11 protein-coding genes and 2 pseudogenes are annotated in these 12,194 nt (G+C 44.5%); 4 read left to right on the top strand and 9 right to left on the bottom strand.

What is annotated here, in order from left to right:
- Window positions 1-32 precede the first annotated feature (32 nt).
- The 5 genes and pseudogenes from ACVA54_RS02470 to ACVA54_RS02450 form a co-directional block, all read right to left on the bottom strand.
- Complete coding sequence (locus tag ACVA54_RS02470; protein ID WP_446649377.1) at window positions 33-707, bottom strand: tRNA (adenine(22)-N(1))-methyltransferase; 675 nt, start codon at window positions 705-707, stop codon at window positions 33-35.
- A gap of 173 nt (window positions 708-880) precedes the next feature.
- Window positions 881-1,195, bottom strand: a pseudogene (locus ACVA54_RS02465) (transposase); the annotation flags it as partial.
- Window positions 1,196-1,336: 141 nt separating this feature from the next.
- Window positions 1,337-2,575 carry a DEAD/DEAH box helicase gene (locus ACVA54_RS02460; protein ID WP_446608609.1) on the bottom strand — a complete coding sequence of 413 codons (1,239 nt, stop codon included), beginning with the start codon at window positions 2,573-2,575 and terminating at the stop codon, window positions 1,337-1,339.
- Window positions 2,576-2,736: 161 nt separating this feature from the next.
- A pseudogene (locus ACVA54_RS02455) lies at window positions 2,737-2,859 on the bottom strand (thioredoxin peroxidase); the annotation flags it as partial.
- A gap of 184 nt (window positions 2,860-3,043) precedes the next feature.
- The gene (locus ACVA54_RS02450; protein ID WP_446649376.1) at window positions 3,044-4,045 is read right to left on the bottom strand and encodes an arginine deiminase-related protein; all 1,002 of its coding nucleotides are present in this window, start codon (window positions 4,043-4,045) and stop codon (window positions 3,044-3,046) included.
- Between the two features lie 403 nt (window positions 4,046-4,448).
- Between ACVA54_RS02450 and ACVA54_RS02445 the strand changes: the two genes are divergently transcribed.
- Together ACVA54_RS02445 and ACVA54_RS02440 are read left to right on the top strand one after the other, a co-directional pair.
- A complete protein-coding gene (locus ACVA54_RS02445) occupies window positions 4,449-6,299 on the top strand; it encodes an ABC transporter ATP-binding protein (protein ID WP_099078473.1) in 1,851 nt (616 codons plus the stop codon).
- 637 nt (window positions 6,300-6,936) lie between these two features.
- Window positions 6,937-7,644 carry a DUF445 family protein gene (locus ACVA54_RS02440; RefSeq protein ID WP_446649375.1) on the top strand — a complete coding sequence of 236 codons (708 nt, stop codon included), beginning with the start codon at window positions 6,937-6,939 and terminating at the stop codon, window positions 7,642-7,644.
- Window positions 7,645-7,710: 66 nt separating this feature from the next.
- Here the strand turns inward: ACVA54_RS02440 and ACVA54_RS02435 are convergent, their stop codons facing one another.
- Window positions 7,711-8,187: an Lrp/AsnC family transcriptional regulator gene (locus ACVA54_RS02435; RefSeq protein WP_099078471.1), complete on the bottom strand. Its 477-nt coding sequence runs from the start codon at window positions 8,185-8,187 to the stop codon at window positions 7,711-7,713.
- A 318-nt stretch (window positions 8,188-8,505) separates the two neighbouring features.
- On the opposite strand from ACVA54_RS02435, the gene ACVA54_RS02430 reads away from it, so the two are divergent.
- Window positions 8,506-8,673, top strand: coding sequence for a hypothetical protein (locus ACVA54_RS02430; RefSeq protein ID WP_099078470.1), 168 nt, complete (start codon window positions 8,506-8,508; stop codon window positions 8,671-8,673).
- A 6-nt stretch (window positions 8,674-8,679) separates the two neighbouring features.
- Here the strand turns inward: ACVA54_RS02430 and ACVA54_RS02425 are convergent, their stop codons facing one another.
- Window positions 8,680-8,928, bottom strand: coding sequence for a hypothetical protein (locus ACVA54_RS02425; protein ID WP_099078469.1), 249 nt, complete (start codon window positions 8,926-8,928; stop codon window positions 8,680-8,682).
- A gap of 592 nt (window positions 8,929-9,520) precedes the next feature.
- On the opposite strand from ACVA54_RS02425, the gene ACVA54_RS02420 reads away from it, so the two are divergent.
- Window positions 9,521-9,982 (top strand): GNAT family N-acetyltransferase, encoded by a 462-nt coding sequence (locus tag ACVA54_RS02420; RefSeq protein ID WP_099078468.1) that lies wholly within the window; start codon window positions 9,521-9,523, stop codon window positions 9,980-9,982.
- Between the two features lie 58 nt (window positions 9,983-10,040).
- Here ACVA54_RS02420 and ACVA54_RS02415 read toward each other — a convergent pair whose 3' ends face one another.
- Together ACVA54_RS02415 and putP are read right to left on the bottom strand one after the other, a co-directional pair.
- Window positions 10,041-10,280, bottom strand: coding sequence for an RNA recognition motif domain-containing protein (locus tag ACVA54_RS02415; RefSeq protein WP_099078514.1), 240 nt, complete (start codon window positions 10,278-10,280; stop codon window positions 10,041-10,043).
- Between the two features lie 314 nt (window positions 10,281-10,594).
- Window positions 10,595-12,088 (bottom strand): sodium/proline symporter PutP, encoded by a 1,494-nt coding sequence (gene putP / locus ACVA54_RS02410; RefSeq protein WP_099078467.1) that lies wholly within the window; start codon window positions 12,086-12,088, stop codon window positions 10,595-10,597.
- Window positions 12,089-12,194 lie beyond the last annotated feature (106 nt).

The following is a 12,194-nucleotide window of genomic DNA, read 5'->3' as shown; positions in this document are numbered from 1 at the left end:
AGTAATCGCAACAACGACACTCTATTCAAATATCAGAGCATGACCGACTGATAACTCTCTACAATCTGAGCAACGTCTTTTTTGTTGCCCTGCAGGATCCGGTTGTAATGGTTTAGGGTTTTGTCCAAATACTCTCTGCTCAACCGCGTTTGTTCTTCATTGGCGGCCAACCAAATTTTATCACCGACTAAGCTCACTTTTGCTTGCGAACTCTGCTGAGATGAAACATAGATAATTTCATAAAATCGGTGATTTTCTTTTACCAACACCTCGTCTTTTAAGCCAAAGTTGCGTTGATTCAAAACATGGCGCAGCTTAAATTGGTGATGAACAGGGCACAGAATAAAATCGATATCGAGTGTTGGGTATTGCTGATGTATGGCTTGTACAAACTCGGCGATCAAATCCCCGCCAACACCAGCGATGATCACCAAATGTTTACCCGGATATTGATGCAAAGGCAATGTCGCCACATCCAAACAGTGCACATGCCAAGCTGCTGATGTGTCGGAGTAAAAGCGCTGCAGCTTGCTCTCCACTGCCGATACCAACGGCTCGACAATATCGACAAAATGGATATTCGGTGCGATGTCACTATTGAGTAAAGCGGTACCGAGCAACCCATGATCGCAGCAGCAATCCCAGATATGAGTATAGTTAGGCTCTACAAGTTGTATTATTTGATTGAGTCGTTTACTGAGTTTCAAGAGTGGAATCGCCGCAAAATAAAGACCGACGTATTGTAATGACTTTATCCCAATTGTGAATGTTAAAACCAATTGCGAATGATAAAAAACGCCGCAGTGTTAGCGTGGCGTCAGATTGCTGACGAACCCCACTAATTTAGAGTATAGAGTAAAAAGTGGGGTTCTTTCGTATGAGCGGCGGCTGCAAGCCAACATAGCATTTGCACGTTCTTCAGCCCACAGAAGCGAGCATAACGGTGCCTGTGATACCTTATCTCCATCTGTAGGTCTTCCGTCCATACGCTGAAAGGCACATTTGGTTTGCTCTATCTACGACATTTGTATAGATATGCCGAGTAATCACCTTTTTCATGTTCTTACTCTGAGTACACTCATCTCTCTGTGGGCAGAACGCACACTCTTTCGGGTCTGTTGTAGATAAAGTGCCATTTCTTGAACGTATTCTTTGTTCGTGACGGTCTTCGGTAACCGAACAGGGTCAACAAGTTGGCGACCATTGTCTTTACAGTAGAGGTGAGCGACTTCGAGTTCGTAATGTTGAGGAGCAGGCTCTGAAGCATATTGGAGTACCCATATTTCGATACCCCTATTAGATCAAAGGCCCAGCCTGATGGTTCCAACCACAAATTTTATTTGACTCGTGGCGCGTGGCGCTTCGGTTTACTTTGAAACTGCTTAATGCTTTTTTTGCTATTCGTGCGTCGATTTGCTTTCTTGTCTCTCGGCGCACGTTTGCTTTCGCCGGTAGATGGCTGATCAGTGACAGGAAATCCCTCTAAATCTTGCACTGGCAGTTCACGCTGCGTCAGATTGCGAATGGCGGTTAGGGCCTCCATTTCACCATGGCAGACGAGCGACATCGCCACACCTTGCTTTCCTGCTCTCGCGGTGCGGCCTACTCTATGTACGTATGTCTCAGCGTGCATTGGCAGCTCAAAGTTAATCACGACAGGAAGCTGTTCAATATGAATGCCGCGCGCGAGTAAGTCCGTTGCGATCAGTACGTTCGTTTCACCACTTTTAAACTCAGTGAGCGCGGCTTCACGCTCGGCTTGGCTCTTATTCCCATGTAGTGCATTGGTTGAGATGCCCGCTTTGTTCAGCTTTTTCACCAATCCATCTGCGTTCTCTTTAGCACCAATAAACACCAACACCTGCGACCATGCATTTTGCTTGATTAACTCAATCAGCGCTTGGGTTTTACTGCCTTTGTTCACCAAATACAGCGTTTCAACGATATCTTTGTTGATGCTGTTTTCTTTATGCGCAGACACCTGCTTTGGAGAGTGCATCAGCTGCTTCGCTTTTTGCTTCAGTTCATCAGAAAATGTCGCTGAGAACATCGCCGTTTGACGCTTGCTTGAGATTTGGGCGGCAATACTTTGCACATCAGGCCAAAAGCCCATGTTGAGCAGGCGATCGGCTTCATCCAGGATAAGGTAACCAACACGGTTTAAGTCCAAGCCATGCTTGATAAGGTCAACTAAACGGCCTGTTGTTGCGACAAGAATAGCAGGGTTGTTCGCGAGCGCCTGCTGCTGTGGCTCTTTATCTACGCCACCACATAAGCAAACCACACTTAGATCTAAGCTTTGACCAACTTGATTAATCGCGTCACTTACCTGAATCGCTAGCTCTCGTGTTGGCACCAAAACTACCGCTTGTTGGCCAGTATCTGCGCTTAGCTTTTCAAGTAACGGGAGGCCGTAAGCTAATGTCTTTCCGCTGCCCGTATTGGCTAATGCCAACACATCTTGGTCTACCAACATTTCAGGAATCACCAATGCTTGAATATCGCTAGGCTTGTTGATCTCTTTTGGCAACGCATGAATAAGCTCTGAGCTCAATGAAAGAGTAGAAAATGACATTTGCTTGGCCCTTTATCTGGAGGCAGTGAAAACGATGAGAGCGTGATAAAACGCAGGCGCGGACTTTATCACAATCTTTTTGGTGAACCACCTTGTTTTAGAAGAGTAAGCCCTTTCCGTTTTCAATGCCTCCCGCAGAGCCTATTATGCTAGCGGTGCGTTTACAGGTAAGAACCTCTAATTGGGTAGTTGTTCTCCGGGTTGCGGATGAACACGACACCCGATAACAGCACATTGAGGTCTGGTCGAGCAAAAGGCCCATTGGAGATATCGATGGCCTGCACCAGCCTCGAGATGCTTAGTTCCGCGAGAATGACTTGATATAAAGACGAAGCAGCGATTAACGATGAAAATCTAACGTATTCATTAAAATTAAGAACGCCACTCCTCGAGAGTGGCATTCTGTACTCATTTAAATATCACGTCTCGCACCTCTTAATCGTGTGTTTGGGAAGCAGCGTTCAGGTATTACAACACAGCTTTACGACGAGGTAAGAACACTTCACCAAGCATGCAGCGCACAGAACCTCCGCCAATCGATTCTATGGTAGAAACATCAAACGGCAGCAATTTCCCGTGTGTCGCAAGTTGGTTTCGCTGCGCTGGCGAAAACGCATTGTAGGCAGATTGAGACATTGCAATCACTTTATCGCCGTTAACACTCTCCAACTGAAGAATATTGCCACAAAACTGATTCATCTGTTCCAGAGAAATCGAGATGACTTGCTTATCTTTTGCGAGTGATTTAATCACGAAGCGGCGCTCGAACTCGGGGATCACTTCATCACAAATGACACAAAACTGCTCACCGACCGCCATCATCACGTTGGTGTGATAAATCGGCGCGCCAGAAGGCAGTCGAGTTTGGAAAGAGATCACTCGCTCGTAGCCAATGCGCTTGGTGTACTCTTCTAATACGAGACGATCGCAGCGTTGCGAAAGTGCCGCATAAACCGTTTTATTAAAATGGTCGAAAACCATCACGCCGGTGCTCTCTAGATAGGCTTCATCTTCTACATAGCCTGTCAACGAATCTTGTTGATGCACTACACGTCCAGCATGTGCTAGCGCAGCCACTAAAGCATCTGGGCGCACTTCTTGCCGACGATTTTCACACGCCATAGGAAAAGTATAAAAGCTTCCTTCAGGCGTAGTACTAAACCAGTTATTAGGGAATACAGCATCCGGCGTGGCAACATCTGATGTTGGGTAATCAAATTCAACAACTTGCACACCTTCTTGGCGCAATGCTGCCACCATAGCAGAAAATTCAGCCATGGTTTTACGCGACACTTGTTCTTGGCTAAGTGATACTTGGTGTTGAAATTCATTATCTTGTGCCGTTTCGTCATTGAAGCGAAACTCTTTCGGCGGCACCATGACGACACAGTTTGCAGTATGACGCAGAGCACTTTGTATGCTTTCTTTTCTTCCATGTGCATTCTGAGGCACTGATTCGTGTAATAGCATCCAATACATTCCTTCTCACTAGAATGATCAGATTGTAAATTTAATGTTAAGCATGGTTTTGCTGTTTTTATTAATGATTCAATCAATGAAAAGTGATATTTACTGCCAATAACGATTTTTACGCGACTTCTTATTGGGTGAAAGCGAGTTCGTTGTTTTCTAATCAAGGAATATCAAAAACAAGACACCGTTCCCATCACTGTCTATAACCTAATGGTTACATTTCAAAGCCAATCAGTTAGACTACTTTTTCACCCCTCACAACCTAAAATCGTCTACCTTTCTGGCTGGTAGACACAACAATATATCTTACCTCCATTCTCGGAACGCTGCCTCGTCCAGGGTAAAGATGATTTATGAGTTCAATGTCTGAGATGGCACAGTTTTAACTTTAGGATGAGTTATGTTTAAACGATTTGAAGGCTTTACCGAGCCGTTCCCCAGATCCAACCCTGATCAGCCTCCTTCAGGGATCTTTGCTTTTTTGCGTCACTATACTCGAGGCTATGAAAAGCCGCTGATCATCATGTCTTTGATGTCGACGATTGTGGCCATTGTCGAAGTCTCCTTATTTGGCGCAATGGGACAACTGGTTGACTGGCTTTCCACTAGCAACCCAGAGACGTTTTTACAAGACAATAAGGATACTCTGATCTTTTACTGCGCCTTATTGCTAGTCGTCATGCCTTTGTTAGTGGTGTTCTACTCACTGCTAATCCACCAAACCTTGCTTGGCAACTATCCGATGTCAATTCGTTGGCTCGCACACCGATACTTGCTCAACCAAAGTCTGAACTTTTATCAAGACGATTTTGCAGGGCGTGTTGCGACTAAGGTGATGCAAACTTCCCTTGCCGTTCGAGAAACGGTGATGAAAACAATGGACGTATTCGTCTACGTTTCAGTTTATTTCACCAGTATGATTGTAATACTCGCCGCCTCAGACTGGCGTTTGATGATCCCAATGCTGGTTTGGCTTGCTGCCTACGTGGCGATTCAAATCTACTTTGTACCAAAGCTCAAAAATGTCGCCACAGAACAAGCTGACGCGCGCTCAACCATGACGGGGCGCATTGTAGACAGTTACACCAACATCCAAACGGTAAAACTGTTCTCACACAGCACACGAGAAACTGAGTATGCAGAACAAGGCATGAAAGGCTTCTTAAATACGGTTTACCGCCAAATGCGCTTAGTGACCGGCTTTGATGTGGCCGTTGAAATATCGAACTACATTTTGGTGTTCTCCGTTGCAGCCTTATCCATTTATCTATGGTTAGACAGTGCAATCAGTGTCGGAGCTATCGCCATTGCTATCAGCTTAGCACTACGAATCAACGGAATGTCAATGTGGATCATGTGGGAAGTCGGCGCACTGTTCGAAAACATGGGAACGGTCGTAGATGGCATGAAAACCCTCTCTAAACCAATAGAGATCAAAGACCAACCAGATGCCAACGATCTCAACGTCTCTGAGGGAGGGATTCACTTTGACAACGTGAGTTTCCATTACGGTGAGAAGAAAAGTGTGATCAGCAACCTCAACCTTAACATCAAACCGGGCGAAAAGGTCGGCTTAGTGGGTCGTTCTGGCGCAGGCAAATCAACATTAGTGAACTTACTATTGCGTTTCCATGACGTCGAAGAGGGCTGTATTAAGATTGATGGGCAAGAGATATCAAAAGTAACTCAAGATTCACTACGCTCGAAAATTGGGATGGTGACACAAGATACATCGCTGCTGCACCGATCTATTCGCGACAACATCTTGTATGGCAACCCTGATGCAACAGAAGAAGCGCTGCTCAACGCGACCAAGCAAGCACACGCACACGAATTTATCGAGACTCTGACTGACCCATTTGGCAATGTCGGTTACGATGCTCAGGTCGGTGAACGAGGCGTGAAGCTCTCTGGAGGTCAGCGACAGCGGATTGCTATCTCGCGAGTACTGTTAAAAGATGCGCCACTTTTGGTCCTTGATGAAGCAACCTCTGCGCTGGATTCTGAAGTCGAAGCCGCTATTCAGGAAAGTTTAATCGAACTTATGCAAGGCAAAACGGTTATCGCTATTGCACACCGACTGTCGACCATTGCTGCTATGGATCGCCTAATCGTACTTGATAAAGGCAGTATCGTTGAGCAAGGCTCGCACCAAGAATTAATTGCCAATAATGGTATTTACGCTCAACTTTGGGCGCATCAAACCGGTGGGTTTATTGGCGAAGAGATCGAAAATCGACAAGACTCATAAAACCTATCTTCCCCCCCCTAAAAGCGGCGCTTCTTGGCGCCGTTTTTTATATCATTTCGCTATAATCACGGTACCGAACCTATTATCGCCCGAAAAACAAAACGCGATAACGATCACGCATTTTCTCACCACCAAAACAAAAAAGGCGACACGCATCACATTCCACTTATTAACATAGCGTCCCGTTGTGTATTCTAAAGCAGTGGACACAACGTAGAGCATTGAGTTGGCTTCATTTGTTACTTCACTTTTTAAGAAACAGCTATACTCAATATATGGCTTAGTTATTACATTAATAATAAGGTAATTGGCTTATGTGTAAATGTGGTTCAATGCAGATCGTAAAAGTGAAACCAAGTTGGGCTGACAAACTATTCGGCTACTCAGAGCGCTGGAAATGCCAACTTTGCTGTAAGATCTTCCGCTTCTAAAACACCAAAATAATAATCTTAGAGCTTCTAAGAAAAAGCAGTAGCCCGACAATTATTGTCGGGTTAATTTTTGGTTTCGACCAATTGCCTTGTGCTCTTTCTCCCCCTCACTTACCCTAAACCATTCCATCTAACCTAGCATCTCTAGGTAACTTGGGTATAAAATCATGCCTACTCATTACTTCTTCTATTCATAATTGCTCAATATGAACAAAAGTTTACTCACTAATGTCCTCGCTATCGCTTTGATGGGCGCAGGTCATCACATTCAAAATGATTACCTATGGTATGCAGGTCTATTTGCATTTTCAGGTGCAATCACGAACTGGCTTGCGGTGCACATGCTATTTGAGAAAGTACCATGCCTATACGGCTCTGGTGTTATTCCCGCACGATTTGAAGAATTCAAATTAGCCATTAAGAACTTGATGATGGAACAGTTCTTTACCGAAGCCAATATCGACCGCTTCCTAAACAATGAGATGGCGGGTGGAGTAAACATTGACCTTCAGCCAGTGATCGATAAAGTCGATTTAACCCCAGCGTTTGACTCACTAGTAGAAGTGATAGAAGGCTCACAGTTCGGTGGCATGCTAGCGATGTTTGGTGGCGCAGAAGCCCTACAGCCAATGAAGCAACCTTTCATCGAAAAAATGCAGCAGTCCATTGTTGAGCTCAGCCAGAGCGATACCATTAAAGATGCGTTAAAAGAGCAGCTAGAGTCTCCTGCGATGATGGATGAAATCAAACAGAACATCGAAAGCATCATCGAACAGCGCTTGAGTGAGCTCACTCCTGCACTGGTGAAAGAAATCGTGCAGAAAATGATTAAAGAACACCTAGGCTGGCTTGTCGTCTGGGGGGGCGTTTTTGGCGGTTTGATTGGCGTACTGACCACATATGTGAGCGCATAGATTGTGCCCGAGCAAAATAACAAAGGAGCCGCATGGCTCCTTTGTTCTATCTAAAAGTGCGATGCCTTAACTGATCAGCTCGGGATTCACACCAAACCCAGTTTTATGCTCTTCAATCACCACTTCACTACGAGTTTGAATCACACCAGGCAATGTTCCCATCTTACTCGACATAAATTCCTGATACGCTTTCATGCTCTTCACCCTCACTTTGATCATCGTGTCAAAGTCTCCTGATAATGAATAGCACTCTTCAATTTCCGGCATTAACTCTACGGCTTTAGCAAACTTCTCAAAAATGGAAAAGCTGGTTTGATCAAGCCGTATATGAATGAAAACTTGTACATCTAAACCAAGCTTTTCGGCATTGATTTCTGCATGATAGCCATTGATGTAACCCTCTTTCTCCAATCTTTTTACACGCTCGGAGCAGGGAGAGGTCGTTAAATTAACCTGTTTCGCCAATTCAACAATCGGGAGCCGCCCCTTTGAATGCAGCAATCTCAAAATTTGCAAATCAATCCTGTCCAGCTGGTAACTCATTCACTACATCCTTGCAACAATTCAAGAGTCGTTACATTAATAGTTACGCTTGGTTTTGCAAATCACAAAATCAAGAAGGTGTGAATTCCACAAGAATTTAACGATTGCTTTGAACAAAAAGCTCCGAAATACAAAGTGTACAGACCATGAATGCTTAGTTTATAAAATCATCAGCTTATCACTAAGATTTATAGTCAAACTTAATTATGTTAATAAAAAATGAGACAATGACCTTTGCAGAGAAAAAACTGAGCTTTAAAGAAAAGTACTACATCAAATTGTAAGGCAATAATAGGAAAAAAGAATTAGGAGAAAGTAATGTTAACCCTACAACTTGCGTACAAGCCATTTGGTGTTGGTGAATGGACGTACACGACCGTTTCACATGAGGTCGCAAAATTTTTGGCTTCAGAGTACGCATCATACGGTTGGCCAGTGATGGTCGATGGCCTACCGGTCAGTGCAGAAGAAGAACAGGCCGCTTAACCTCGTTCACATTATTGCCGATGTCTGTTGCGCTGGATGCTGAATAACTTCACCGATAGCGCGATGGTTACAGCTTCGGCAGTAGTATTGCGGCTCCATTTCATAATAATGTTCACCGGTTACAAACTTCGCCATCAGTTGTGTAAAACTTACGACTTTGTCAGTCAATGTTTCTACTTGCTCGGGCTCACTACGCTTCATAATCACTTTATGCTGCGTCGATTTTCTGCATGCTGAGCAATAAATATCCGGCATTTCCTTTCTCCCTTCTTTTGCTGTACTACTGACAATTGACACATTCTGTTCAAAATAATTCCCTAAAGAAAAAGGCCAATCTTTTTTTTGAGTACTACGTTCAAAAAATACCAATAAAAAATAAAAAACTGAGACATTGGTCTGACCTCTTATTCACCCCTTTTTGGACAATATTACGCCATACAGCCAATAAATTCGACATATTGTCTATCAGTTAAGCTAAGCGATATTCTACGCGGTCTTCGAGCATGGCGCTGTTCTGTCCAAATTCATTCTTTTCGCTCATTTCATTCATAGTTTGGATAATTTACAGTGTGAATTACGACCAGTACGTTGTTGTCATTCATGTATCTGGTAACCCCAAGATGCTAGGGTAACGGACATAATTTGGTTTGTTCACGTCGCAATGATTTGAAGAGCGCATAGTGCTAAATTTAAAAGTCGCACCGAGGTATGCAAGACAACACAAAAAGGCGCAATGGGAGAAATTTGATGCTCTACACTGCGAACGACGCACATCAAGTCCCCAATTCGGACAATTTCGATCAGCAGCAGTTAGAAGAATTAATAAAGACACTTGAAGAGAAGATTAATGCCCGAGATAACTCAAACCCAAATTGAAGATATCATCGCGGTTGCGGAGTTAGTCTCTAAAACAACGCAACAACATATTCTTGAGCATTTCACGCCGGAAGGGAAACAACGATTCCTCGCGAAAATTGAGCAGGATGTGACTCAAGCGATCACTCACACGAACTTTGTTACGCTAAAAGTCATAAGCGGTACTAAGATTGTTGGTTTTGCCGCGCTCAAAGATGGCAACTATCTCACGCACTTGTTTGTCGCCACTGAGGAGCAAAATAAAGGCTTGGGTAAGTTGCTGCTTAACGCGATATTAGAGCATACCAAACGCCTGCCAGGAACTTCGGTACGCCTTCGTTCTGCCCCAAATGCCGTCCAGTTCTACCAACAACACGGTTTTGAGCCAACTGACACTATCTACGAAAAGCAAGGCATTCGCTATGTGCCGATGTCTTTGAACGTCTCCATTTAGAAAATACGTCAAAGGTTGAAGATAAAAAGCCAGCGTGGATGCTGGCTTCTATTCGGTGTTAGTCTTGAGCGACTTTCACGCGGATCGCGTTTTTTGCAACCTGAGACAGGTTCAACGCTTTAAGAGCAGAAGCCGCTTCTGCTTCATCAGGCATGATCACAAAGCCAAAGCCTTTCGACAGACCAGTATCTTGATCCAACACTAGCGTGCAAAGTTCAACTTTGCCGTAGTTTGAAAACAGCTTGCGGATCTCTTGCTCCGTGGTTTCACGAGCCAAGTTACGAACTAAAAGTTTCATATTTAACCATTTGGTATTTTTTGACACTTCGATTCTCGCAGTTTATTCCTAGTAAACCAAGTTAATAATCAGCGTCACCCAACGGAATCTATCTAAGTGTATCTGTTTAAATGACTTTTAGTTATGCTAAAGAGATCCGCTCAAACTAACATCAAAACGTAGCTCATGCAGCTAAAACACACCAAACCGCCATGTGTAGCCAGAATACATTTGCGGCGCACCTTCTTTGGATCCCCATATACTGAACATAAACTATGATTGAGGCGACAAAAAAGCCCGCGAAGATCGCGGGCTTAGTTTTGACTCAAGAAGAATTAATCTAGTTCAACCAGTTTCTTCTCGTACTCTTTATATTGTTCGATAACTTCTTGCGTCGCACCACCAGTCATCTTGCTCACAAGCACGATAGCGATGGTAGAGAAGATGATTCCTGGAACAATCTCATACACATCAAACCAACCGCCCGTCAGTTGTTTCCATACGACGATAGTAATGCCACCCACTAGGATGCCCGCCAAGGCACCGTTACGGTTCATACCATTCCAGTAAAGGCTTAGTACTACGGCAGGGCCAAATGCAGCACCAAAGCCAGCCCACGCATAAGATACCAGACCTAAAACTGAACTGTCTGGCGTCATCGCTAGGAACAGAGCAATAAGAGAAATCACGATAACACCTACACGGCCAATCATCACCACTTCTTCAGAAGAAGCGTTAGGTTTGATCACCTGCTTGTAGAAATCTTCTGCAAGTGCAGATGACGATACAAGCAGCTGAGAATCCGCCGTACTCATTACTGCCGCTAGAATGGCCGCAAGTAGGATACCTGCAATCACCGGGTGGAATACGGTGTTCACCAACAGCATAAAGATTTTTTCACCGTCATCGAGCTGCGTACCAGGGTGGTTTGTCACCCATACCAAACCCACTAGGCCGATCAACAGTGCACCCGTCATAGAAAGTGCAGTCCAACCCACTGCGATACGGCGCGCAGTCGTCAGATCTTTGTTTGAACGTGATGCTTTAAAGCGAGCCAAAATATGTGGCTGACCAAAGTAACCCAAGCCCCAAGCAACGAGTGAGATGATCGCGATTGCAGATAGAGGTTCACCATTGACATCATTCCAAAGTGTCAGCAACTCTGGGTTAATATCGCGCATGTCAGTAGCAAGTTGACCTAACCCACCATCCATAACGGCAACTGGCACGATCATTAATGCCGCGGCCATTAGCAAGCCTTGCACCAAGTCGGTCCAAGATACTGCTAAAAAACCACCAAACATTGTGTACGAAACCACACATACGGTACCAATAACAACCGCGATGCTGTAATCCAAGCCAAATACGGTTTCAAACAATTTCCCCCCTGCGACCAAGCCAGAACTGGTGTAGAAAAGGAAAAACAGAAGAATAAAGAACGCAGAGATTGTCTGGATCAGTTTCGACTTATCGTTAAAACGACGCGATAAAAATTCTGGCAGTGTCAGTGAATCGGTTTGAATACTGAACGTACGTAGACGTTTCGCGTTGATTAACCAGTTTGCCCATGTCCCCACCAATAGACCACCAGCTAGCCAAAACGCTTCAATACCTGCCGCATACGCATACCCCGGAAGACCGAGTAGCAACCAACCACTCATGTCTGATGCACCTGCAGAAAGTGCCGCAGGCCAAGGGCCAAGGCTACGACCACCTAGAAAGTAGTCCGATGAATTGGAAGTTCTTTTATACGCATAGACGCCAATGGCAACCATAATTAACAAATACGCCACGAATGTGGTCGTGATAGCAAAACCATTTTCTATCATTAGATAGTCCTCGTTATAATTATTTCCTTCCTTGCCTTCTTTGATATTTTGCCGTCTCAGCAATACACCAAAACAAGAGAGACCAACCCAAATGAGCTCTACGGCT

The organism is Vibrio sp. PNB23_22_6, from assembly GCF_052877535.1.
This window is presented reverse-complemented; position numbering and strand designations above follow the sequence as displayed.

Excerpts from the sequence above, each read along its gene's own strand:
- ACVA54_RS02415 (WP_099078514.1), bottom strand. The coding sequence starts at position 10,280 with ATGAAACTTTTAGTTCGTAACTTGGCTCGTGAAACCACGGAGCAAGAG.
- putP (WP_099078467.1), bottom strand. The coding sequence starts at position 12,088 with ATGATAGAAAATGGTTTTGCTATCACGACCACATTCGTGGCGTATTTG.
- ACVA54_RS02440 (WP_446649375.1), top strand. The coding sequence starts at position 6,937 with ATGAACAAAAGTTTACTCACTAATGTCCTCGCTATCGCTTTGATGGGC.
- ACVA54_RS02450 (WP_446649376.1), bottom strand. The coding sequence starts at position 4,045 with ATGCTATTACACGAATCAGTGCCTCAGAATGCACATGGAAGAAAAGAA.
- ACVA54_RS02435 (WP_099078471.1), bottom strand. The coding sequence starts at position 8,187 with ATGAGTTACCAGCTGGACAGGATTGATTTGCAAATTTTGAGATTGCTG.
- ACVA54_RS02445 (WP_099078473.1), top strand. The coding sequence starts at position 4,449 with ATGTTTAAACGATTTGAAGGCTTTACCGAGCCGTTCCCCAGATCCAAC.
- ACVA54_RS02460 (WP_446608609.1), bottom strand. The coding sequence starts at position 2,575 with ATGTCATTTTCTACTCTTTCATTGAGCTCAGAGCTTATTCATGCGTTG.
- ACVA54_RS02430 (WP_099078470.1), top strand. The coding sequence starts at position 8,506 with ATGTTAACCCTACAACTTGCGTACAAGCCATTTGGTGTTGGTGAATGG.
- ACVA54_RS02425 (WP_099078469.1), bottom strand. The coding sequence starts at position 8,928 with ATGCCGGATATTTATTGCTCAGCATGCAGAAAATCGACGCAGCATAAA.
- ACVA54_RS02420 (WP_099078468.1), top strand. The coding sequence starts at position 9,521 with ATGCCCGAGATAACTCAAACCCAAATTGAAGATATCATCGCGGTTGCG.